The following is a 23233-nucleotide window of genomic DNA, read 5'->3' as shown; positions in this document are numbered from 1 at the left end:
GTGTGGTCAAGGTCTCTGTGAGGCCGCGCTGCGGCGGACGGTCATTCTTTGTGGAGTCCCTACGAATGGCCCAATGATTCTTTGCCCGGGCCGCGGCCCTTGTCCCTCGCTTTACCCGTTAGTAGTGTCCGGATGTTCTCGTACGTACTAGGGGTAACAGCCGCCGGTAGAGAGTGGGTGGACGCCGTGGCGCGCAGACCAGTGGCGTGGGTGGGCGCGGTCGCGCTCTGGGCGGAAGCGGCCGGTATCGCGCTGCTCAACTGGTTCCTCGGCCTCGTCGTCGACGATCAGGACATGTCCCTGGCCGGGCTCGACCCGCACGCGATGACCGTGTCCACGTGGATCGCGGGCGCCGTCTTCGGGCTCTATCTCGCGCTGTGCGGTCTTGTCCTCGCCCGCACCGCCGTCCGTGACCGCGGGCCCGGCAGCTTCGGGAAGATCCTGCTGATCAGTGCCGCCGTCGTGCACGGGCTGCTCGGGGCCTTCGCCATCGGCCTCGTGGGCTGGCTCGCCTTCTTCTCCCTGATGGTCGTGCTCGGGCTCATCGTGCTGACGCTTGTCGCGTACGACCGCCCGTTCAGCCCGTGCGTTCCCTCGCCCACAAGTCCGTGATCCGTACGTCCAGTTCTGCCAGGAGGCGGCGCAGCAGCGGCAGCGAGAGGCCGATGACGTTGCCGTGGTCGCCCTCGATGCCGTCGATGAACGGCGCCGAGCGGCCGTCCAGCGTGAACGCGCCCGCCACGTGCAGGGGCTCGCCGCTCGCCACGTACGCGGCGATCTCCTCGTCGGACGGCTCCCCGAAGCGCACCACGGTCGACGCCGTCGCCGACACCTGGCGGCCGGAAGCCGTGTCGTACACGCAGTGCCCGGTCTGTAGGACGCCCGCCCGGCCGCGCATGTCCTTCCAGCGCGTCGTGGCCTCCTCGGCGTCCGCGGGCTTGCCGAGCGCGCGGCCGTCCAGTTCGAGTACGGAGTCGCAGCCGACGACCAGGGCGCCCTGCGTGTCCGCGCGCGCCGACACCACCGAGGCCTTCGCCACCGCCAGGGCCTTCGCGAGCTCCGCGGGGGTCGGCGCCGTCACCGCGTCCTCGTCGACGCCGCTCACGATCACCTCGGGCGCGAGGCCCGCCTGCCGCAGCAGGCCGAGGCGGGCGGGGGACTGGGACGCCAGGACGAGTCGGCGGGGGTGATCGCTCATGCGGTCAGCCTAGCGACCGGCGCGCGGAACCTGAGTACGCGTACTCAGGCGCCGGACCTGACGCCGCCGCACCATCGAAGACATGCTGTGGTCCGACCCGGAGAACGATCCGCCCGAAGACATGCGGGACATGCAGGCGAAGATGCGCCGCGCGGGGGTTCTGCTCGCCCTGGCGATGGTGGTGGCCATGTTTGTCCTGGGGTTGATCTGAGCTGAGCTGAGCTGAGCTGAGCTGGTCTGTGCTGAGCTGGTCTGTGGCTGAGCTGGTCTGTGCTGTGCTGAGCTGAGCTGGTCTGCGCTGGTCTGTGGCTGACCTGCTTTCTACGCCGGCCAGTACGTGCGCCCCCACGCCGCCGGGCCCGGCGCGGGCAGCCGCTCGCGGGCCACGCGTGCCGGGTCCGACCAGGCGGCCGGGACCGGGCCCGCGCCGGACGGCGCGTTCGCCGCCGCCGCGGCGCGGGCCTGGACCACCGCGAGGGCGGCTGCCAGTTCCTCGGGGGTCGGGTTGCCTCGTACGACCTTGATCACGGGTGCGTTCCTCCCAGGGAGTTGTCTGTCACTGGTCGTGGGGCGGTCGTGGCGCGCCGGTCACAGCGGGATGTTGCCGTGCTTCTTCGGCGGCAACGACTCCCGCTTCGTACGCAGTTGACGCAGGCCCCGGACCAGGTGCGATCGTGTCTCCGACGGCAGGATCACCGCGTCCACGTAGCCCCGCTCCGCCGCCGTGTACGGGTTCAGTAGCGCGTCCTCGTACTCCTGGATCAGGCGCGCCCTCGCGCTCTCCTGCTCCTCGGGGTCCCCTGCCGCCGCGATCGTGCGGCGGTGCAGGATGTTCACCGCGCCCTGCGCCCCCATCACCGCGATCTGCGCCGTCGGCCAGGCCAGGTTCAGGTCCGCGCCCAGGTGCTTGGAACCCATCACGTCGTACGCCCCGCCGAACGCCTTGCGCGTGATCACCGTGATGAGCGGGACGGTCGCCTCCGCGTACGCGTAGATCAGCTTCGCGCCGCGGCGGATGATGCCCGTGTGCTCCTGGTCCACGCCCGGCAGGAAGCCCGGCACGTCCACGAACGTGATCACCGGTACGTTGAACGCGTCGCACGTCCGCACGAAGCGTGCCGCCTTCTCCGACGCGTCGATGTCCAGACAGCCCGCGAACTGCATCGGCTGGTTCGCCACCAGGCCCACCGGGTGGCCCTCCACCCGGCCGAAGCCCGTGATGATGTTCGGCGCGAACAGCGACTGCGTCTCGAAGAACTCCGCGTCGTCCAGGACGTGTTCCAGGACCGTGTGCATGTCGTACGGCTGGTTCGCGCTGTCCGGTACGAGCGTGTCCAGGCTCAGGTCCTCCGGCGTCGGCTCCAGGTCCGCCTCCTCGGGGAACGCCGGGGGCTCGCTGAGGTTGTTCGACGGGAGGTAGGAGAGCAACGACTTGACGTACTCGATCGCGTCCTTCTCGTCGCCCGCCATGTGGTGCGCCACGCCCGACGTCGAGTTGTGCGTGCGCGCGCCGCCCAGCTCCTCGAACCCGACGTCCTCGCCCGTGACCGTCTTGATGACGTCAGGGCCCGTGATGAACATGTGCGACGTCTGGTCCACCATCACCGTGAAGTCCGTGATCGCCGGGGAGTAGACCGCGCCGCCCGCACACGGGCCCACCACCAGGCTGATCTGGGGGATCACGCCGGACGCGTGGGTGTTGCGGCGGAAGATCTCGCCGTACATCCCGAGCGCCATCACGCCCTCCTGAATGCGGGCGCCGCCCGAGTCGTTGATGCCGATCACCGGACAGCCCGTCTTCAGGGCGAAGTCCATGACCTTCACGATCTTCTGGCCGTAGACCTCGCCGAGGGCGCCGCCGAACACGGTGAAATCCTGTGAGAACACCGCCACCGGGCGGCCGTCGACCGTGCCGTAGCCCGTCACCACGCCGTCCCCGTACGGGCGGTTCTGCTCCAGGCCGAAGCTCGTTGAGCGGTGCCTCGCGAACTCGTCCAGCTCCACGAAGGAGCCCTCGTCGAGCAGCAGTTCCACGCGCTCCCGCGCGGTCAGCTTGCCCTTCGCGTGCTGCTTCTCCACCGCCCGCGCGGAGCCCGCGTGCTTTGCCTCTTCGATACGGTGGCGGAGGTCCGCCAGTTTGCCCGCTGTCGTGTGGATGTCGTGCTTGCCCGCGTCCTGGCCCTCTGCCGTGGAACTCTGCTGGGGCGGCGCGGACTGCTCGTTGGGCACTTGCGGCTCGGACATCGGGGCGCGGCTCCCTGCCTGCTCAGAGGGGACGGTGATGGCTCTCGGCTGCTGGCTACTGACTCGTAGGGTATCGGCGCGGATACGCCTGTGCAGTGCGGCGTTTACCACACCTAGGGTGGGTTGCATGACGCCGTCCAATGACTCAAGCAATGACTCGGGCCGTGGTTCGGACTCCGGTCCGCATCTTGGTTCGGGTTCCGGTCCGAATCGTGGTTCGGGGCCCGGCTCGCCCAGTCGGTGGTCCGATCTCGATCGGCCGCCCCTCGACGCCGTCGCCCTGCGCCGTGCCCTCGTCCGCGACGGCGGACTGTGGACCTCCCTCGATGTCGTACCCACCACCGGCTCCACCAACAGCGACCTCGCCGCCCGTGCGGATGAGCTCCCCGAAGGGGCGATCCTTGTCGCTGAGGAGCAGACTGCCGCTCGCGGGCGCCTTGACCGGCGGTGGAGTGCGCCCGCTCGCTCGGGCCTCTTCTTCTCCGTCCTGCTGAAGCCGGACGACGTGCCGGTCGAACGGTGGGGGTGGCTGCCGCTGCTCACCGGTGTCGCCGTCGCCGCGGGGATCTCCCGCACGGCGGGTGTCGACACCGCCCTGAAGTGGCCCAACGATCTGCTTGTCACCGTCGGGGGCGAGGAGCGCAAGGCCGGCGGCATCCTGGCCGAGCGGGCCGGGTCCGTGGGGGGCGGGGGTGTCGTCGTCGGCATCGGCGTCAACGTCACGCTGCGCGCCGATGAGCTGCCGGTGCCCGGGGCGGGGTCGTTGGCGCTTGCCGGGGCGGTGCATGCGGATCGGGATCCGGTGTTGCGGGCGGTGCTGCGGGAGCTGGAGCGGTGGTACGGGGAGTGGCGGGGCGCCGGGGGGGATCCGGGGGCTGCGCGGCTTCAGGAGGCGTATGTGGCGGGGTGTGCGACGTTGGGGCGGGTGGTGCGGGCGGAGTTGCCCGGGGGGCGGGATGTGGTGGGGGAGGCTGTGGCCGTGGACGGGGACGGGCGGTTGGTCCTCGCTACGGAGGAGGGGGTGCGGGAGTCTGTGGGCGCGGGGGACGTGGTCCACCTGCGGCCTGCCACCGGGGCCTGAAGTTTCTGGCCGGGGGCCTTCGCCTTTCCGCTTGTGGGGGGCGGGGTCGTGCCGTCGCCTGCGCCGACGGTCGTTTTCGCCTTTCCGTTTGTGGGGGTGGCGGGGTCGTGGCGGTATGGCCGTGCTCGCGTAGTGGACACTGCCTGGTTTCACCGCACCGTAAGTGTGTCGCTTGGCACGCTGCGCTCGGTCATACCGCCACGACCCCTCCGGTGCGATGGCGACTGCGGCCCGGTGCCACTTGCGGCCGCTGCCTCCTGTGGCTCGCTGCCTCTTGCGGCCCTTAGCTCTCGCGGCTCGCCGCCTCTGCGGCCGATGGCTCTTGCGGCCCTTAGCTCTCGCGGCTCGCCGCCTCTGCGGCCGATGGCTCTTGCGGCTCGCCGCCTCTGCGGCCGATGGCTCTTGTGGCTCGCCGCCTCTCTTGGCTTCCGCCGCCCTGCCGTTTCCCCTGCGGGCCACGGCCCGCCGCCGTCCCCCCTGCGGGTCACGGCCCGCCGCCGTCCCCCTGTGGGCAGCAGCCCCTACCGTTCGCCGCCCTCCCCCCTGTGGGCAACTGGTCCGCCAGGGGCGGAACGGGTGGGCACAGCCCAACCGCCGGGTGTCCGTTCTGTGGGGAGAGGGGTGCAGCCCCAGCCGCCGGGTGCCCGGGATGTAGGGGGAGGGGGTAGCCCAGGTGCCGGGGCCCGGGATGTGGGGGAAGGGTGTCGTCCCAGGTGTGTGGGGGTGGAGTAGGGCGTCAGGGTGGGGGCGAGGGGGTGTGCGGTGGAGTCGGGAGTGAGGTGCGGCACACCTGCCGTAAAGTTGGCGCCGGTCGATATCTGACCGCGGCAGATCGGAAGGGCAGCAGGCGTGACCGTCGACGACACCGGCTCCGGCCAGGGCACACCCCCCGGCCCTGACGGTGCCCCCCGCCCGGCGGAATCCACGACCCCGGCATCCGAGAAGCCCGAGGACCCCGACCTCGGCGCAGGCGGCAGCGGCAGCGCGAGCGGGGGTTTCGACCTCGGTGATGAGGACGGGGGCGGCAAGGACCCCCTGGCCCTGCGCCTTGAGCAGCTCATCCTCGGCGCCGACCGCCGCTACACCCCCTTCCAGGCAGCCCGAAGCGCCGGCGTCTCCATGGAACTCGCCTCCCGCTTCTGGCGAGCCATGGGCTTCCCCGACATCGGCCAGGCCAAGGCCCTCACCGAGGCCGACGTACTGGCCCTGCGGCGCCTCGCCGGCCTCGTGGAGGCGGGACTCCTGAGCGAGGCCATGGCCGTACAGGTGGCCCGCTCGACGGGACAGACCACCGCCCGCCTCGCCGAATGGCAGATCGACTCCTTCCTCGAGGGCCTCACCGAGCCCCCGGAACCGGGCATGACCCGTACCGAAGTCACGTATCCGCTGATCGAGCTGCTCCTCCCCGAACTGGAGGAATTCCTTGTTTATGTGTGGCGGCGTCAGCTCGCCGCCGCCACCGGGCGCGTCGTGCAGGCCGCCGACGACGAGGAAATGGTCGACCGGCGCCTCGCCGTCGGCTTCGCTGATCTCGTCGGCTTCACCCGGCTCACCCGGCGGATGGAGGAGGAGGAGCTCGGCGAGCTCGTCGAAGCCTTTGAGACGACTGCTGCTGATCTTGTCGCCGCTCGCGGCGGGCGTCTCATCAAGACCCTCGGCGACGAAGTCCTCTACGCCGCCGACGACGCCGGCACCGCCGCCGAGATCGCCCTGCGCCTCATCGAGACCATGGCCAACGACGAGACCATGCCCGAGCTGCGCGTCGGCATCGCCTTCGGCACCGTCACCACACGGATGGGCGACGTCTTCGGCACCACCGTGAACCTCGCGTCCCGGCTCACCTCGATAGCTCCGCGCGACGCCGTCCTCGTCGACGGCGCCCTCGCCGAGGAGCTGGTGCGCACCGGTGACGCCCCCGCCTCCGAGACCGAGGCCGCCGCCCTCGCCGAGAAGGCCGAGAAGGCGGGCGAGGAACCCCCCTCGTACCGGTTCGCCCTACAGCCCATGTGGCAGCGGCCCGTCCGCGGGCTCGGCATCGTCGAGCCCTGGCTGCTCGCCCGCCGGAGCTGAGTCGCCGGGTACCCAACGGGCGCAGCGGCTGACATGATCCCCGGGTAACGGTCGTTAACCTGAGGTGGAGGGATCATGGGCGCGCAGCGGTTCGGGGAGTTCGTGGAGGTCCGGCGGCACGGGTACGTGGCCGAGCTCGCCCTCGACCGGCCGCGCGCCATGAACGCCGTCTCCAGTGATATGGCTCGGTCCATCCGGGATGCGTGCGTCGCGCTGTCCGCGGACCGGAGTGTGCGGGTTGTTGTTGTCAGTTCCACCCATGAGCGGGCCTTTTGCGTGGGCGCCGATCTCAAGGAGCGGAATTCCCTCAGCGACGCCGAACTGGTGCGGCAGCGGCCCATCGCCCGTGGTGCCTACACGGGAGTTCTTGAACTGCCCATGCCCACCATCGCCGCCGTGCACGGGTTCGCCCTGGGCGGCGGGTTCGAGCTCGCTCTGTCGTGTGACGTGATCGTCGCTGATCCCACCGCCGTGGTCGGGCTGCCCGAAGTGTCCGTCGGCGTGATTCCCGGCGGCGGTGGTACGCAGCTCCTTCCGCGGCGCGTGGGTGCCGCCCGCGCCGCCGAACTCATCTTCTCCGCCCGGCGCGTGGAAGCCGCCGAGGCCAAGGAGCTCGGGCTCGTCGACATCGTCGCCGGGGTCGGGGAAGACCGTGACGAAGCCCTCGCCATCGCCGCCCGTATCGCCGGGAACTCGCCGGTCGGTCTCCGCGCCGCCAAGCGCGCCCTGCGCCTCGGGCACGGGCTCGATCTGGCCGCGGGCCTTGAGGTCGAGGACGCCGCCTGGCGCTCCGTCGCCTTCTCGGGCGACCGTGCCGAGGGCGTCGCCGCCTTCAACGAGAAGCGGAAGCCGGAGTGGCCCGGAGAGTAGTCCGGTTGTGTTGGGTGGTGGGTGTCCGTTGGCGGGTGTCCGGTGTCCGGTGTCCGGTGGTGGGTGGCGGGTGTGGGGCTTGGGTCTTCTGGGGTGCCGGGAGAGCCCTTGCGGGAAATGTCCGTAACCTGGAGCAATGGGTGAGGACGTTCGGTTGCGTGCCGTCGTGGCCCTGGCACAGGGCATGGCCGCCGCTCACACTCCGCGTGAGTCCTGGCGCGCCGCTGCCCAGGGCGCGATGATCGCCCTCGGCGGCAGCTTCGCCGCGCTGTCGGTCTGGGAGCGCGAGCGCGGTCGCCTTCGCGTGCTCGTGAACGCCGGTGAACGTACGCCTGGGGAGGAGGAGTTCCCCGACGGCGAGGCCTACCCCGTACATCAGTTCCCCGAGATCACCGAGTTCCTGCACGAGCGGTGGGCCGGGGGCGGGGAGCCGCATGCCTGGGTGGAGACCGCCGAAGGGCCCGCAGGGGCTGGGGGGCCCGGAGGGGCACCGGGCTACGGGCGGGGGGCCGGGTACTGTCATCAGCGTGTCGCCGCCCTGCGGCGGCGCGGGCGCGGGAGCTGTGTCGTCGCGCCGATCGTGCTGCACGGGCGGGCCTGGGGCGAGCTGTATGTCGCGCGGGCCGCGGGAGCGCCCGCCTTCGAGCACGGCGACGCCGACTTCGCCTCCGTGCTCGCCTCCGTCGTCGCCGCCGGGATCGCCCAGACCGAGCGCCTTGAGGAGGCCCGCCGCCTCGCCTTCACCGACTCCCTTACCGGGCTCGCCAACCGTCGCGCGGTGGACCTGCGCCTCGACGAGGCCGTGGAGCGGCACCGGGCCGAGGGCGCCGTGGTGAGCCTCGTCGTATGTGACCTGAACGGGCTCAAGCACGTCAACGACACCCGCGGGCACGCCGTCGGCGACCGGCTCCTCGAGCGCTTCGGGTCGGTGCTCTCGCTGTGCGGCGCGATGCTGCCGGGGGCCCTTGCCGCGCGGCTCGGCGGGGACGAGTTCTGTCTGCTCTCGGTGGGGCCCACCGCCGACGAGGTGGTCCGGGTCGCCGATGAAGTGTGTGTGCGCGCCGACGAGTTGGAGCTCGGGGACGGGGTCGCCTGCGGCGTCGCCTCCACCGGGGACCCGATCGGGGCCGTGCGCAGCGCCCGGCGGTTGTTCCGGCTCGCCGATGCCGCCCAGTACCGGGCGAAGGCCGCGCGTGCGGGGAAACCCGTGGTCGCCGGGCGGGAGGGAGGCGAGGGAGGTGACGATCCCGTCGTCCGGCTCGCCGACTCCGTACAGCCGCCGGGGCAGGGGGAGCGGCGGCGCTTCCGGGGGCGGTAGGGCCTTCCTGCGGACCGGCCCGCCAGGCCCTCACGGGGGCGGTAAGGGGCAGGGCGGGAGCGGACCCGTGACAGGGCGGGTTTCAATGCGTACGCTCCTGAATATGGATATGCAGACCGTGGTGCTTGGAACCACCGGCACAACCGCAGAGGACGTCATCGCCGTCGCCCGCCGCGACGCGCGCGTCGAGATCGGCGAGGACGCCGTCGCCGCCCTCGCAGCGGCCCGCGAGATCGTGGACGCGCTCGCGGCCAAGCCGGAGCCCGTCTACGGCGTCTCCACCGGCTTCGGCGCGCTCGCCACCCGGCACATCGGCCCGGAACTCCGCGCCCAGCTCCAGCGCAACATCGTCCGCTCGCACGCGGCGGGCATGGGACCGCGCGTCGAGCGGGAGGTCGTGCGCGCGCTGATGTTCCTGCGGCTGAAGACCGTCTGCTCGGGGCACACCGGAGTGCGGCCCGAGGTCGCGCAGACCATGGCCGATGTCCTGAACGCCGGTATCACCCCGGTCGTCCACGAGTACGGCTCCCTCGGCTGCTCCGGCGACCTCGCCCCGCTCAGCCACTGCGCCCTGACGCTGATGGGCGAGGGTGACGCCGAGGCCGCGGACGGCACCGTGCGGCCCGCGGGCGAGCTGCTCGCCGAGCACGGCATCACGCCCGTCGAGCTCCGCGAGAAGGAGGGCCTCGCCCTGCTCAACGGGACCGACGGCATGCTCGGCATGCTGGTCATGGCCCTCGCCGACCTGGACGTCCTGTACAAGTCCGCCGACGTCACCGCCGCTCTGAGCCTGGAGGCCCTGCTCGGCACCGCCAAGGTCCTCGCCCCCGAGCTGCACGCCATCCGCCCGCACCCGGGCCAGGCCGCGTCCGCCGCCAACATGGCCGCCGTCCTCGCCGGTTCCGGTCTGACCGGACATCACCAGGACGACGCGCCCCGCGTGCAGGACGCCTACTCGGTGCGCTGCGCCCCGCAGGTCGCGGGCGCGGGCCGGGACACGCTCGCGTACGCCCGTACGGTCGCCGAGCGGGAGCTGGCCGCCGCCGTCGACAACCCCGTCGTCCTGCCGGACGGGCGCGTGGAGTCCAACGGCAACTTCCACGGCGCCCCGGTGGCGTACGTGCTCGACTTCCTCGCCATCGCCGCCGCCGACCTCGGTTCGATCACCGAGCGCCGCACCGACCGGCTCCTGGACAAGAACCGCTCGCACGGCCTGCCGCCGTTCCTCGCGGACGACGCGGGCGTCGACTCGGGTCTGATGATCGCCCAGTACACGCAGGCCGCCCTGGTGAGCGAGCTGAAGCGGCTCGCCGTGCCGGCGTCCGCCGACTCCATTCCCTCCTCCGCCATGCAGGAGGACCACGTCTCCATGGGGTGGTCCGCCGCGCGCAAGCTGCGCACGGCCGTCGCGAACCTCCGCCGCGTCATCGCCGTCGAGCTGTACGCCGCGACGCGCGCGATCGAGCTCCGTGAGGGGCTGACCCCGGCGCCCGCGAGCCGTGCCGTCATAGCGGCCGTCCGCGAGGCCGGTGTCCAGGGTCCGGGCCCCGACCGCTATCTCGCCCCCGACCTCGCGGCCGCCGACGCCTTCGTGAGCGAGGGGCTGCTCGTCACCGCCGTGGAGGGAGCGACCGGGGTGGCGCTGGCCTGATCCGCTTCGATTGTCTGCCCGCGACCCCGGTTCGGTCTCTGCCCGCAGTTCCGGTCCGGTCGTTTGCGTGCGGCCCCGGTCCGGGACTTCCCGGGCCGGGGCCGACGGTTTTCTCGGGGGAGGCGGGACGCCAGGCGTCCCGGCTCAGGCGGTCAGCACGCTTCCGCGCGCTCCCGCCGTACCGAATACAGCACGAATCCCGCGCCGAGGCCGAGGAACGCCGTGCCCCCGGCCACGTACGGAGTCGTGTCGATGCTGCCGGTGTCGGCCAGGTGGCCCTCGTGGGCCGTCTCGTGGGTCTTCTCGTACGGCGTCTCGGCCGCGAACCCGGCCGAGTGTCGTGCGGTGCCGCCGGGCGAGCCCGGCGTCGCTGTCGCTTTCGCGGAGGGGACGAACCACAGGGCGATGAGCAGAGCCCCTGCCAGGCCTGCGGTCAACAGCGGTCGACGTGCGATCACGGGAAGTGGATCCCCCTTGTGGTACTGGCGAATTGGCCGTCTGGGGCGATGCTAGTGAAAGGCGCGGGTCGCGGGAAAGCCATGCCGGTACGGGGCCTTACGCTCCGGCTTATGAGTACGTACGAGACATCACGCTTTGTGCGACTGCGCGTCGAATTGGTGGTCCAGGTCGACGGGTCCGAGGACCTGCGCGGGACCGCGCTCGGGCGCATCGCGGAAGACCCCCACATGCCCGCCGCCGAGCGGGAGCACGCGGAGGCGGCCGTCAAGGAGGACGACGCCGAGGCGCTCGCCTACCTCGTGGACCCCGTCGACCTGATCGGCGAGGTGCCCGGGGTGGAGCTCACCCAGGCCTCCTGGAGCAGCGAAGTGATCGACTACGACCCCGATTCGCCGGATTGGGACCCGGACGAGCATGATGGCGCCGAGGACGACGACGAAGAGCCGTAGGACAGCGGCGGACCGCGTCCCGGGACGCTTGTCTCCGCATCAGGAGCCCCGGGCGGCAGCCGCCGCCCGGGGCTCTGTCGTGTCCCGCACGCAGGGCGGTCCCAGCCGCGGCGGACGACGTGTTGTTCCCCACATCTTCGGCGGAAAGGGAACGGGATGTACCGGGGAAGGCGTTAGGCGGGGTTGCGGGGGGACCCGCGGGGTCTTGGGGATTCGGCGACGATGGAGAAGCGAGTAATGACGGACAGCAAGCGGCGCAGGGGTCTGGTGGCCGTGTCCGCCCTGGTCGGTGGGGTGCTGGTGCTCTCTGCCTGTAGCGACGACAGCGGCGGCGACAAAAGTGGCGGCGGCAAGGAGTCGCAGGGCCAGGTTGACGAGGCGGCGGCGAAGAAGACGTCCGTGGCCAAGATCAGTATTGCGCCGGAGAACGGCTCCGACAACGCCAGTATCAACAGCGACGCCAAGGTCACGGTGAGCGAGGGCACGCTCACGGACGTGACCATGAAGGGCGAGGGCGGCACCGCGGTCGAGGGCCGGATATCGGCGGACCAGAAGACCTGGAAGCCCAGCACGCAGTTGGAGCGCGCCACCACCTACAAGATCTCCGTGACGGCGAAGGACTCCGAGGGCCGCAAGGCGCACGAGAACTCGTCCTTCACGACCGTCTCGAAGGCCAACAGCTTCATCGGCAGCTTCACGCCCGAGGACGGCTCCACGGTCGGCGTGGGCATGCCGGTGTCGATCAGCTTCGACAAGGCCATCACCGACAAGAAGGCCGTGCAGTCGGCCGTCGAGGTGTCGTCCACCGGCGGCCAGAAGATCGTGGGGCACTGGTTCGGCAACCAGCGCCTGGACTTCCGCCCCAAGGACTACTGGAAGGAACACTCCACGGTCACCCTGAAGCTGTCCCTCGACGGCGTCGAGGGCGCCGACGGGGTGTACGGCGTGCAGCAGAAGACCGTCAAGTTCAAGATCGGCCGCAACCAGGTCTCGGTCGTGGACGCCAAGACCAAGCAGATGAAGATCATGCGGGACGGCAAGGTCGTCAAGACCATCCCGATCTCCGCGGGCTCGCCGGACAACAAGACGTACAACGGCAAGATGGTGATCTCCGAGAAGTTCAAGGAGACCCGTATGAACGGCGCCACCGTCGGCTTCACGGACAGCGACGGCAAGGGCGAGTACGACATCAAGGACGTGCCGCACGCCATGCGTCTGTCCAGCTCCGGCACCTTCATCCACGGCAACTACTGGGGCGCCCCGTCGATCTTCGGCAGCGCCAACACCAGCCACGGCTGCATCGGTCTGCGGGACGCCAAGGGCGCGGGCGACAAGTCGACGCCGGGTTCCTGGTTCTTCCGGAACACGATCACCGGTGACGTCGTGGACGTCCGTAACACCGGCGACAAGATCGTCGCCCCGGACAACGGCCTCAACGGCTGGAACATGAGCTGGTCGCAGTGGACGGCGGGCTCCGCCGTCTGACCCGAACCGGCCCGAACCGGCCCGTCCGGGCCCCGGCCTGCGACAACGGCACGCGAAGGCGGCCCGCACCCCGACGAGGGTGCGGGCCGCCTTCGCGTATGTGGACGGCGGTCCGTTCGGTCCGCTTTGTTGCGGCACCATGTTGAACCGGCCAACAACACCAACTAATTACTTCTGCCTCACAGTTGAGCAGATATCGTCCCCCTCGACATACTGCGTGACTCAGAGCTTTCACCCGAGGGGGAAAACTTGCTCAGACAAGTGCGCAAAGCCCAAAGACCGGTCGGCGCCCGACGTGTGGCCGTGGCCGGTGTCGCCACCGCCGCGGCCGTGGCGCTCGCGGCGGGCATGACCAGCCCGGCGCAGGCCGTCCCGGACGACGTCCGCGCGGCAGGCACGGTGGCGGACGACGTCCGCGTGCCGGTACGGCACCACATCACGCTCCTCACCGGGGACCGCGTCACCGTCGACACCACGGGCCGCGTCACCGCCTTCGGGCCGGCCAAGGGCCGTGAGCGCATACCCGTGCACACCTCACGGCACGACGGGCACACGCTCGTCATACCCGCCGACGCCCAGCGCCTGATCGCCGACGGCACGCTCGACCAGCGCCTCTTCGACGTCACCGAGCTGAGCAAGAAGCACAACCGCGCCGCCCAGAAGCAGGGCCTGAAGGTCATCGTCCGCTACAAGGGCGCCGCCGCGGGCGCCAAGGCCGACGTGCGCGAGGCGGGCGGCACCGAACTCCGCCGCTCCCTGAAGACCCTCAACGCCGACGCGGTGCTCACGCCCAAGCAGGACGCGGGCAAGCTGTGGCAGGCCCTGACGGCCGAGCGGGACGGGGTGCGCACCACCGCCGCCGGGATCAGCCGCGTCTGGCTGGACGGCGTGCGCCGAGCGAGCCTCGACAAGAGCGTCAAGCAGATCGGCGCTCCCAAGGCCTGGGAGGCCGGGTACGACGGCAAGGGCGTCAAGATCGCCGTCCTGGACACCGGCGTCGACGCCACCCACCCCGACCTCAAGGACCAGGTCGTCGCCGCCGAGGACTTCACGCCCTCGCCCGACACCAAGGACCGCGTCGGCCACGGCACCCACGTCGCCTCCACCGCGGCGGGCACGGGCGCCAAGAACGGCGCGTACAAGGGCGTCGCCCCCGGCGCCAAGATCCTCAACGGCAAGGTGCTCGACGACACCGGCTCCGGTGACGACTCCGGGATCATCGCGGGCATCGACTGGGCCGCCGCCCAGGGCGCCGACGTGGTCAACCTGAGCCTCGGCGGCCTCGACACCCCCGGCGTCGACCCGCTGGAAGCCCAGATCGACAAGGTCTCCGCCGACAAGGGCATCCTCTTCGCCGTCTCCGCGGGCAACTCCGGCTCGCCGGGATCCATCGGCTCGCCCGGCAGCGCGGACGCCGCCCTGACCGTCGGCGCCGTGGACGACGCCGACAAGCTGGCGCCGTTCTCCAGCAGGGGCCCGCGCGTCGGCGACGGCGCGATCAAGCCCGACGTGACCGCGCCCGGCGTCGACATCACCGCGGCCGCCGCGCCCGGCAGCGAGATAGAGAAGGAGGTCGGCCAGAGCCCCGAGGGCTATCTGACGATCTCCGGTACGTCGATGGCCGCCCCGCACGTCGCGGGCGCCGCCGCCCTGCTCAAGCAGCAGCACCCGGACTGGAGGCAGCCCGAGCTGAAGGGCGCGCTCACCGCGTCCACGAAGCCCGGCAAGTACACCGCCTTCCAGCAGGGCTCCGGCCGCGTCGCCGTGGACCGGGCCATCAAGCAGTCGGTCGTCGCCGAGCCCGCCTCCGTCAGCTTCGGCACCCAGTTGTGGCCGCACACCGACGACAAGCCGGTCACCAAGAAGGTCACCTACCGCAACCTCGGCAAGGAGGAGGTCACCCTCGACCTCACCGCCGAGGCCACCGACCCCAAGGGCAAGCCCGCCCCCGACGGCTTCTTCACCCTGGCCGCCAAGAAGGTGACCGTCCCCGCGGGCGGCACGGCCTCGGTCGACCTGAGCGCCGACACCCGGCTCGGCGGCACGGTCGACGGCGCCTACTCCGCGTACATCGTGGCGAACGGCGGCGGCCAGAGCGTCCGCACGGCGGCCGCTGTCGACCGCGAGGTGGAGTCGTACGACCTGACGGTCAAGCACATCGGCCGCGACGGACAGCCCTCGAAGTTCCACAACACCACCCTCAGCGGCCTGGCCGGGCTCGGCAAGGACCTCTGGCTGCCGGTGAACGACCCGTCGGGGACCGCCAAGGTGCGGGTGCCCAAGGGCGGTTACGCCCTTGACGCCGGTGTCTTCGTCGACCCGCAGGACGTCACCAAGGGCGCCGACTGGATCGCGCAGCCCAAGCTGGCCGTCACCAAGGACGCGACGCTGACGGTGGACGCGCGGACCGCCAAGCCCGTCGACATCAGTGTGCCCTCGTCGGCCGTCAAGTCCGAGTTCGCCGCTCCCTCGTACGAGATCACCGCCGGCGGGGACAGCTTCGGCTTCGGCTGGTGGCTGGACTCCTACACCGGGTTCCGCAGCGCCCACCTCGGCCCGCAGATCACCGACGGATCGCTGCTCCAGCGGTGGGACGGACACTGGTCCAGGGGTGAGAAGGCGCAGTACAGCGCCGTGTCCGGCGGTGTCGTCAAGCAGCTCGCGACCGGCTACACCAAGGACTACCGGGAAGCCGACTTCGCCACGGTGAAGGCCGGGCTCGGGGCGTCCTCCAGCGGCAAGACGGCCGTGATCAACGCGTTCGGTGGGCTGCCCGGCAGCTTCATCGGCACCGCGATCGGCATTCCGCAGAAGGCGCCGGGCACCCGCACCCTCTATCTGTCCACGGTCGACAAGGCCACCTGGGGGATGGAGTTCACGCAACTCGGCGAGGCGGGCCCGGACGGCTCGCCGGTCGTCGACGCCTCCTACACCCTGGGCAAGCCGCAGGCGTTCACCGGCGGCAAGACGTACACGAAGACGTTCAACACCGCCGTCTTCGGGCCGCGCGTCGGCGGCAGCTACGGCGTCTCGCGCGACGGCGACACCATCACCGGCTTCCTGCCGCTGTTCGCCGACGGCAAGACCCACGCGGGCGGCTCCAGGTACAGCTCGGTCAAGACGACCCTGACGCGCGACGGGACCCAGATCGGGGAGAACGACGATCCGCTGACCGGCGAGAAGAGCTTCAAGGCTCCGGCGGGCGACGCCGAGTACAAGCTGTCGACGTCGGTGCGGCGCGGGGTCGCGGTGTCCGCCGCCTCCACCCGAGTGGATGCCAACTGGACCTTCCGCTCGAAGCGGACGACCGCCGTCACCGCCCTTCCGGTGTCCGGCGTGCGCTTCAACGCGGCCGTCGGACTCGACAGCCGTGCCCCCGCGGGCGCCAAGCAGTCGGTGCCGGTGACGGTGCAGGGTGCCGCGGCCGGTGACCAGCTCAAGACCTTGTACACCTACGTCAGCTACGACTACGGGCAGAAGTGGGAGCAGGTGAAGGTCAAGAACGGCAAGATCGAGGTCAAGAACCCGGAGCAGGGCAAGGGGATCTCGTTCCACGCCAAGATCACGGACAAGAAGGGCAACAAGTCCGCGGTCTCGATCTACAACGCGTATTACGGGAAGTGAGCTAGCGACGTCGCGCGGCGCCGGGTGGGCTCGGCGCCGCGCGGTCGTGTCGCGGCCGCCCACCGGTGCGCTGAACGCCGCCGGTGTGCGGGGCGCCGCCGGTGCGCCGGACGCCGCCGGTGCGCCGGGCGTCACCGGTACTCCGGGCGCCCCCGGTGCGCCGGACGCTACCGGTGTGCGGGGCGTTCCACGCCCCAGCTCGACAGGAGCGCGAGGCCCTCGGCCGACGGGGACGCCGGTTCGGCGTGGTACATCACCAGGGTCTGGTCGTGGTCGTCGGGCAGCCGCGTCGACTCGAACGACAGGGTCAGCTCGCCCACCACGGGGTGCCGCAGGCGCTTCACGCCGTGGCTCTTCTCCCGCACGTCGTGGGTGGCCCACAGGCTCCGGAACTCCGGGCTCTTCACGGACAGTTCGCCGACCAGGGCGGAAAGCATCGGGTCGTTGGGGTAGCAGCCCGCCTCCATGCGCAGGAAGCTGACGATGTCCGACGCCTTCTGCTCCCACGTCTCGTGGAACAGCTCGCGCATCTCCGCGTTCAGGAAGGTGAGCCGCGCCCAGTTCCGCTCCTCACGCGGGAGCTCGGCCCAGTCGCCGAAGAGCGCCGCCGCCATCCGGTTCCAGCCGAGGATCTCCGAGCGGCGGCCGAGGACGTAGGCGGGCACGCCGTCCATCGCGTCCATCAGGTGCCGCAGCTCGGTCCGCAGGTGCTGGGTGCGGGTGGCCTTCTTCTTCTTGTGCGCGGTCGGCTTCGCCAGGTGCGTGAGGTGCGCGTGCTCGGCGTCGCTCAGCCGCAGGGCCCGCGCGATGGAGTCGAGGACCTCGCCCGACACATTGCGGCCGTTGCCCTGTTCCAGGCGGGTGTAGTACGCCACCGACACCCCGGCGAGCTGCGCCAGTTCCTCGCGCCGCAGCCCGGGAACGCGCCGGTGGCGGCCGTAGCTCGGCAGCCCGACGTCGTGGGGCTGGAGGCGGGCCCTGCGGGTGCGCAGGAACTCGCTCAGCTCGGCGCGGGGGTCGAGAGTCTCCGGCTGCGGGGCCTGCGGCTGCGGTTCCTGTGGCTGCGGTGCCTGCGGCGACGGTTGCGGTGCCTGCTGCTGCGCCTGCGGTGCCTGCGGTGCCTGCGGCGACGGTTGCGGCGGCTGTGGCTGCGGCGGCGGCTGCGGTGCCTGCTGTTGCGCCTGCGGTGCCTGCGTGTACGTGTGCGCCTGCGGCTGCGGCGCCGCGGACGCGTCGGTGGTGCGGCTGCGGTCGGCGGGCGCGTTCTCGTCCATACGTCCAGTATCCGGCCTCCCCCGGGCGCCAGCCTGTTCCTGCCAGTAGTAGGCAGAGCAGTGGTACGCAGGCCCGTGCCACGCCTGCCGGACGTAGGCGCAATAGAGGGCTGGGTGACTGTCTGCGCAGGTGGCAGCCTCGAAAACATGACCGCACAGACTATGGACGTACCCGCTTACGCCGCTCCCTCCGCCAAGGCTCCGCTGGAGCGCACCACCATCGAGCGCCGCCCCGTCGGCCCGTCCGACGTCCTCATCGACGTCAAGTACGCCGGTATCTGTCACTCCGACATCCACCAGGCCCGTGACGGCTGGGGCGAGGGCATCTTCCCGATGGTCCCGGGGCACGAGATCGCCGGTGTGGTGGCGGAGGTCGGTGCCGACGTCACCAAGTTCAAGGCCGGTGACCGCGTCGGCGTCGGCTGCATGGTCGACTCCTGCCGCGAGTGCGCGAACTGTCTGGCGGGCCTGGAGCAGTACTGCGACAAGGGCAACATCCAGACGTACAACGCCCTCGACAAGAACGGCGAGCCCACCCTCGGCGGCTACTCCGCGCGGATCGTCGTCGACGAGGCCTTCACGCTGCGCATCCCCGACGGCCTCGCCCTCGACGTGGCCGCGCCGCTGCTGTGCGCGGGCATCACCACGTACTCCCCGCTCGCCCACTGGAACGCGGGCCCCGGCAAGAAGGTGGCCGTCGTCGGGCTCGGCGGCCTCGGCCACATGGCCGTGAAGATCGCGCACGCCATGGGCGCCGAGGTGACCGTCCTCTCGCAGTCCCTGCGCAAGAAGGACGACGGCCTGCGCCTCGGCGCCGACCACTACTACGCGACCAGCGACGAGAGCACCTTCGAGCGGCTCGCCGGGTCCTTCGACCTGATCGTGTCCACGGTCTCCGCGCCGCTGCCGTTCGACCAGTACCTGGGACTGCTCAAGACGGACGGCGCCCTGGTGAACGTCGGCGCCCCCGAGGAGCCCGTCTCGCTGAACGTCTTCTCCCTCATGCTCCAGCGCAAGACCCTCGCGGGCTCCGCCATCGGCGGCATCAGGGAGACCCAGGAGATGCTGGACTTCTGCGCCGAGCACGGCCTGGGCGCCGAGATCGAGCTGATCTCCGCCGGGCAGATCAACGAGGCGTACGAACGGGTCCTCGCCAGCGATGTGCGCTACCGCTTCGTGATCGACGCGGCGACGATCTGACGGATGGCGCGACTGACCGGAATGCGACTGCGACCCCGGGCCTAGGGCGCAGAGCGCAGTCCGCCCCGGCCCGTCGGCCGATTCCCGGGTCCGGTCCGCGCGCCTACCGTGGTGGATGTCATCTACGAGGAGGTCCGCACGATGACCATCGAGTTGAACCACACCATTGTCGTGGCCGAGGACAAGAAGGCCTCGGCGCAGTTCCTCGCCGACATCCTGGGTCTCGAAGTCAGCCCGCAGTACGGCCCGTTCATCCCGGTGACCATCCCCAACGGCGTCACACTCGACTACTACGAGGGCGACGGCGAGCCGTTCGTGGCCCAGCACTACGCGTTCCTGGTCTCCGAGGACGAGTTCGACGCGATCTTCGAACGCATCAAGGAGCGCGGTCTCACATACTGGGCAGACCCGTACCACAAGCTGGACAACCAGATCAATACGAACGACGGCGGCCGCGGTCTGTACTGGGACGACCCGAACGGCCACAAGCTGGAGATCCTCACCAAGCCGTACGGGTCGGGGGACTGACCCGGCACCGTAAGGGTCGGGGGCGACCGGGCGGGGGCCGGGCGCGGTGCCTCGGGGGGGCGAGCCTTCGGGCCGCCCCCTCAACCGTGCGGGCGTGCGCCCCCTCAACCGTGCGGGCGTGCGTCCGCTCATCCGTACGGGCGTACGTCCGCGCCGAGCCCCATAGCTGTCCCCCCTCTCTCCGCCAAGGACCATGTGTGAATCCGTTGCGTCCGGGAACGGGCGCAGAAGGGAATCGTCGCCTTGCCGCTCCCTAGGGGGCGGCTTAATTTTGCGGCGGCACAGCTTTCTCTTGGTCGGCAGGAGGGGACAGGGTTCATGGCGAGAGGCACTCCACGCGGAACGCCACGACGACCCGGCGGGCCCGAGACGGACACGGCGCCCAAGGCCCGCTCGGCGGCGACCGACCGCATGGCGCGCACGCTCCTTCGCCGCCGCAAGAAGTCGCTGAGCCCCGGGGACGTCACGGTCTCGGACCAGCCGATGGTGCGGCGCGCGGTGTCGGCCGCCGCGCTCGGCAACACCATGGAGTGGTTCGACTTCGGCGTCTACGCCTATCTGGCGGGCACGCTCGGCAAGGTCTTCTTCCCGTCGAGCTCGCCCGGTGCCCAGGTCGTCGCCACCTTCGCCACCTTCGCCGCGGCCTTCGTCGTACGTCCCCTCGGCGGGCTCGTCTTCGGGCCGCTCGGCGACCGCATCGGCCGGCAGCGCGTCCTCGCCGCGACCATGATCATGATGGCGGCGAGCACCTTCGCGGTCGGCTTCCTGCCGTCGTACGCCTCGATCGGCTTCGCCGCCCCGCTGCTGCTCCTGCTGTGCCGACTCGTCCAGGGCTTCTCCACCGGCGGCGAGTACGCGGGCGCCACCACCTACATCGCCGAGTACGCCCCCGACCAGCGGCGCGGATTCCTGGGTAGCTGGCTCGACTTCGGCACCTTCGTCGGCTACTCCCTGGGCTCGGGCCTCGTCACCGTCCTCACGCTGACGCTCGGCTCGGACGGCCTGGAGAGCTGGGGCTGGCGCATCCCGTTCTTCATCGCGGGACCGCTCGGCGTCATCGGCCTCTACATGCGCCTGAAGCTGGAGGAGACGCCCGCGTTCAAGCAGGAGATCGCCTCGGCGGCGGCCGCGCGGGGGGACGGCGAGGGACAGGGCGAGGGGCAGGACGGCGGCGATCCCGTCGAGGAGGCCCGCCAGTCCGGCAAGGGCCGCCTCAAGGAGATCTTCACCCGGCACTGGCAGGCGGTCCTCATCTGCATGGGTCTGGTGCTGCTCTACAACGTCACCAACTACATGGTCACGTCGTATCTGCCGACGTTCATGACGGTGACCCTGGGGGAGAGCGACACCACCGCGCAGTTGCTCGTGCTCGGCACCATGCTGCTCGTCGCGCTCGCCATCACCACCGTGGGCCGCAGCTCCGACCGGTGGGGCAGGCGCCCGATGTTCATGGGCGGCAGCATCGCCCTGATCGCGCTGTCCGTGCCCGCGTTCCTGCTGATCCGCGAGGGCGGCATCCTCTTCCCCGCGTTCGGCTGCGCGATCCTCGGACTGCTCCTGGTGTGCTTCGCCGGTACGGCGGCGGCCACGCTGCCTGCCCTGTTCCCCACCCGGCTGCGGTACGGCGCCCTGTCGATCGCCTTCAACATCTCGGTGTCCCTGTTCGGCGGCACCACCCCGCTGTTCGCCTCGTTCCTGGTCGAACAGACCGGTAACACCCTGATCCCCGGCTACTACTTGATGGTGGCCGGAGTGATCGGTCTGGTGTCGACGTTCTTCCTGCACGAGACGGCGGGACAACCGCTGCGCGGCTCGGGCCCGATGGTCGAGACCCAGGGCGAGGCCCGCGAAGTGGTCGCCCGCAGCCGAGTCGAGGAGGGCCGGAACGCACGGGACCTCTGGCTACGGCTGTGGCATCCCCGCGGGGGCGGCAAGGCGTCACGGAAGCCGGGAGAGCGGTCCGGCGAACGGGGTGAGTGACCCGGGGCGCCAAGTTGGTTCGGTCCGGCGGTCCCGGGAATCGGTGCCGCCACCGGCACCACGGACGCCTGGGCGTACAGCTTCGCTGGTCTGGTCCTGCTGATCTGCGCGCTGTGGGCCCGCCGTTCGGCGATCCGGAACAGTCCGCCGCGCCATCTGTGAGGCCGGGCCTCCTAGGGGGCCCAGGGACGTGAGGCCCCCTAGGAGCCGCCCAGGAACGTGAGGCCCCCTAGGAGCCGCCCAGGACGCGAGGCCTCCTAGGCCGCCCAGGAACGCGAGGCCTCCTAGGAGCCGTCCAGGAACGTGAGTACCAGGGGCGTCGCGACCTCCGCGAACTCCTCGAAGTAGGCGTGCCGGGCGCCCGGGACGAGCTGTGTCCGGGCGTTCGGTACGCGGCCCGCGATGAGGGCGGCGTTCGCGGTCGGGTTGAACGTGTCGTCGCCGCCGTGCACGACGAGCGTCGGTGCCTCGATCCGCGGGAGCGCGTCCCACGCGTCGTGCCGGGCGCTGGCGCGCAGATGGCGGCGGCGGGCGTGCGCGGGCATGGCAGGGTCCCCGAGGGTGGTGAACTCCGTGCGCCCCGCGGCTTCCTGCGCGGCGATCCACGCGGGCGTGTACATCAGCTCCAGGAGCCCCCGCCGGGCCGCGGCCGGGTCGGCCTGCGCGAGCGCCCGCCGCACCTCGGGCCCGCGCTCGACGCCGTGCGGCGCCCCCGGCGACGTACAGCCGAGCACGAGCCGCTCGACCCGCTCCGGGCGGTCGGCGGCGAGCCACTGGGCGACCCGGCCGCCCATCGAGGTGCCGTACACATGCGCACGCCCGATCCCGGCGTCGTCGAGCACGGCCGTCACGTCGGCGGCGAACCCACGGGTGCTGTAGGTGTCGGTGTCGGGCCGGTCGCTCTCGCCGGTCCCGCGCCAGTCGACGGTGACGGTCGTGTACGCGGCGGCGAAGTCCGCGACGACGGGGTCCCACCACCGGCGGCTGTTGGACTGCCCGCTGAGCAGCACCAGGGGTTCACCGGAGCCGTGCAGCTCGTAGTGGAGGGCGGTGCCGTCGGGGGCGTGGGCATGGGGCATGGGGCGGGGGCGGGATCAGGCGCCGTCGCCGGCCTTGGCGACGCCGATCGGGCAGCTCACGCCGGTGCCGCCGATGCCGCAGTAGCCGTCCGGGTTCTTGTCCAGGTACTGCTGGTGGTGGGCCTCGGCGGGCCAGAACGTGCGGCCTTCGGCGGGCAGCAGCGCCGTGGTGATCGTGCCGTGCCCCGAGGCGGTCAGGACCTGCTGGTAGGCGTCACGGGACGCGGTGGCCGCGGCTTCCTGGGCGGGGGAGTGGGTATAGATCGCGGAGCGGTACTGGGTGCCCACGTCGTTGCCCTGGCGGAAGCCCTGGGTCGGGTCGTGCGACTCCCAGAAGAGCTTCAGGAGCTCGGCATAGGTGACCTTGGTGGGGTCGAAGACGACGCGTACGGCTTCCGCGTGACCGGTGAGGCCGGAGCAGACCTCTTCGTAGGCGGGGTTCTCGGTGTATCCGCCCTGGTAGCCGACGAGGGTCGTCCAGACGCCGTCCGTCTGCCAGAACTTGCGCTCGGCACCCCAGAAGCAGCCGAGCGCGAAGTCGGCCACCTCCAGGCCCTCGGGGTAGGGGCCGAGCAGGGCGTTGCCGAGGACGGTGTGCAGCGAGGGCACCTCGAACTCGGGCGTCGCGCGGCCCTTCAGGGCCTCCTCGGGCGTGGGGAGCGCGGGTGTGCGGCCGAAGATCATGTGCTTCTCTCCTCGTGGCGTGCGTGGCGTGCGTGGCGT

20 protein-coding genes are annotated in these 23233 nt (G+C 71.1%); 13 read left to right on the top strand and 7 right to left on the bottom strand.

Annotated elements, in window-relative coordinates:
• Positions 1 to 186 precede the first annotated feature (186 nt).
• Entirely contained in the window at positions 187 to 612 is a 426-nt protein-coding gene (locus tag IG78_RS0132355) for a hypothetical protein (protein ID WP_225882305.1), read from the top strand.
• Here the strand turns inward: IG78_RS0132355 and IG78_RS0132350 are convergent.
• Entirely contained in the window at positions 578 to 1198 is a 621-nt protein-coding gene (locus IG78_RS0132350) for a nucleoside triphosphate pyrophosphatase (RefSeq protein ID WP_030570019.1), read from the bottom strand. The genes IG78_RS0132355 and IG78_RS0132350 overlap by 35 nt on opposite strands.
• Positions 1199 to 1280: 82 nt before the next feature.
• On the opposite strand from IG78_RS0132350, the gene mmpB reads away from it, so the two are divergent.
• The gene (gene mmpB / locus IG78_RS52280) at positions 1281 to 1409 is read left to right on the top strand and encodes a morphogenic membrane protein MmpB (protein WP_263972745.1); all 129 of its coding nucleotides are present in this window, start codon (positions 1281 to 1283) and stop codon (positions 1407 to 1409) included.
• Between the two features lie 110 nt (positions 1410 to 1519).
• On the opposite strand, the gene IG78_RS0132340 is transcribed toward mmpB, so the two are convergent.
• Complete coding sequence (locus tag IG78_RS0132340; RefSeq protein WP_030570016.1) at positions 1520 to 1726, bottom strand: acyl-CoA carboxylase epsilon subunit; 207 nt, start codon at positions 1724 to 1726, stop codon at positions 1520 to 1522.
• 60 nt (positions 1727 to 1786) lie between these two features.
• Complete coding sequence (locus tag IG78_RS0132335; protein WP_225882306.1) at positions 1787 to 3442, bottom strand: acyl-CoA carboxylase subunit beta; 1656 nt, start codon at positions 3440 to 3442, stop codon at positions 1787 to 1789.
• 127 nt (positions 3443 to 3569) lie between these two features.
• Between IG78_RS0132335 and IG78_RS0132330 the strand changes: the two genes are divergently transcribed.
• From IG78_RS0132330 to hutH, 5 genes are all read left to right on the top strand, one after another.
• Complete coding sequence (locus IG78_RS0132330; RefSeq protein WP_030570010.1) at positions 3570 to 4523, top strand: biotin--[acetyl-CoA-carboxylase] ligase; 954 nt, start codon at positions 3570 to 3572, stop codon at positions 4521 to 4523.
• Between the two features lie 849 nt (positions 4524 to 5372).
• Positions 5373 to 6593, top strand: a complete 1221-nt coding sequence (locus IG78_RS0132325; RefSeq protein WP_030570007.1) for an adenylate/guanylate cyclase domain-containing protein — start codon at positions 5373 to 5375, stop codon at positions 6591 to 6593.
• A gap of 75 nt (positions 6594 to 6668) precedes the next feature.
• Entirely contained in the window at positions 6669 to 7463 is a 795-nt protein-coding gene (locus tag IG78_RS0132320; RefSeq protein WP_030570004.1) for an enoyl-CoA hydratase/isomerase family protein, read from the top strand.
• A 136-nt stretch (positions 7464 to 7599) separates the two neighbouring features.
• Positions 7600 to 8781 carry a GGDEF domain-containing protein gene (locus IG78_RS0132315; protein WP_030570000.1) on the top strand — a complete coding sequence of 394 codons (1182 nt, stop codon included), beginning with the start codon at positions 7600 to 7602 and terminating at the stop codon, positions 8779 to 8781.
• A 109-nt stretch (positions 8782 to 8890) separates the two neighbouring features.
• Entirely contained in the window at positions 8891 to 10432 is a 1542-nt protein-coding gene (gene hutH / locus IG78_RS0132310) for a histidine ammonia-lyase (RefSeq protein WP_030569997.1), read from the top strand.
• 152 nt (positions 10433 to 10584) lie between these two features.
• On the opposite strand, the gene IG78_RS0132305 is transcribed toward hutH, so the two are convergent.
• A complete protein-coding gene (locus IG78_RS0132305; RefSeq protein ID WP_225882307.1) occupies positions 10585 to 10890 on the bottom strand; it encodes an LPXTG cell wall anchor domain-containing protein in 306 nt (101 codons plus the stop codon).
• Positions 10891 to 11001: 111 nt separating this feature from the next.
• On the opposite strand from IG78_RS0132305, the gene IG78_RS0132300 reads away from it, so the two are divergent.
• From IG78_RS0132300 to IG78_RS0132290, 3 genes are all read left to right on the top strand, one after another.
• Positions 11002 to 11340 (top strand): hypothetical protein, encoded by a 339-nt coding sequence (locus tag IG78_RS0132300; RefSeq protein WP_030569992.1) that lies wholly within the window; start codon positions 11002 to 11004, stop codon positions 11338 to 11340.
• A gap of 237 nt (positions 11341 to 11577) precedes the next feature.
• The gene (locus IG78_RS0132295; protein WP_030569989.1) at positions 11578 to 12825 is read left to right on the top strand and encodes a L,D-transpeptidase; all 1248 of its coding nucleotides are present in this window, start codon (positions 11578 to 11580) and stop codon (positions 12823 to 12825) included.
• A gap of 303 nt (positions 12826 to 13128) precedes the next feature.
• Positions 13129 to 16449, top strand: coding sequence for a S8 family peptidase (locus IG78_RS0132290; protein WP_051853116.1), 3321 nt, complete (start codon positions 13129 to 13131; stop codon positions 16447 to 16449).
• Positions 16450 to 16616: 167 nt separating this feature from the next.
• Here the strand turns inward: IG78_RS0132290 and IG78_RS0132285 are convergent, their stop codons facing one another.
• Complete coding sequence (locus tag IG78_RS0132285) at positions 16617 to 17723, bottom strand: helix-turn-helix transcriptional regulator (protein ID WP_225882308.1); 1107 nt, start codon at positions 17721 to 17723, stop codon at positions 16617 to 16619.
• A gap of 147 nt (positions 17724 to 17870) precedes the next feature.
• On the opposite strand from IG78_RS0132285, the gene IG78_RS0132280 reads away from it, so the two are divergent.
• The 3 genes from IG78_RS0132280 (at position 17871) to proP (ending at position 21431) form a co-directional block, all read left to right on the top strand.
• A complete protein-coding gene (locus IG78_RS0132280; RefSeq protein ID WP_030569981.1) occupies positions 17871 to 18923 on the top strand; it encodes an NAD(P)-dependent alcohol dehydrogenase in 1053 nt (350 codons plus the stop codon).
• 141 nt (positions 18924 to 19064) lie between these two features.
• Positions 19065 to 19451 (top strand): VOC family protein, encoded by a 387-nt coding sequence (locus IG78_RS0132275; RefSeq protein WP_030569978.1) that lies wholly within the window; start codon positions 19065 to 19067, stop codon positions 19449 to 19451.
• 411 nt (positions 19452 to 19862) lie between these two features.
• Positions 19863 to 21431 (top strand): glycine betaine/L-proline transporter ProP, encoded by a 1569-nt coding sequence (proP, locus tag IG78_RS0132270; RefSeq protein ID WP_030569975.1) that lies wholly within the window; start codon positions 19863 to 19865, stop codon positions 21429 to 21431.
• Positions 21432 to 21715: 284 nt separating this feature from the next.
• Here proP and IG78_RS0132265 read toward each other — a convergent pair whose 3' ends face one another.
• Both IG78_RS0132265 and msrA read right to left on the bottom strand, forming a co-directional pair.
• Complete coding sequence (locus IG78_RS0132265) at positions 21716 to 22510, bottom strand: alpha/beta fold hydrolase (protein WP_030569972.1); 795 nt, start codon at positions 22508 to 22510, stop codon at positions 21716 to 21718.
• A gap of 15 nt (positions 22511 to 22525) precedes the next feature.
• Positions 22526 to 23194: a peptide-methionine (S)-S-oxide reductase MsrA gene (gene msrA, locus IG78_RS0132260; RefSeq protein ID WP_030569969.1), complete on the bottom strand. Its 669-nt coding sequence runs from the start codon at positions 23192 to 23194 to the stop codon at positions 22526 to 22528.
• Positions 23195 to 23233 lie beyond the last annotated feature (39 nt).

The organism is Streptomyces aureocirculatus, assembly GCF_000720475.1.
Lineage (GTDB): Bacteria > Actinomycetota > Actinomycetes > Streptomycetales > Streptomycetaceae > Streptomyces > Streptomyces aureocirculatus.
The sequence above is the reverse complement of the archived record's forward strand: the minus strand, read 5'-3'. Positions and strand labels throughout refer to the sequence as shown.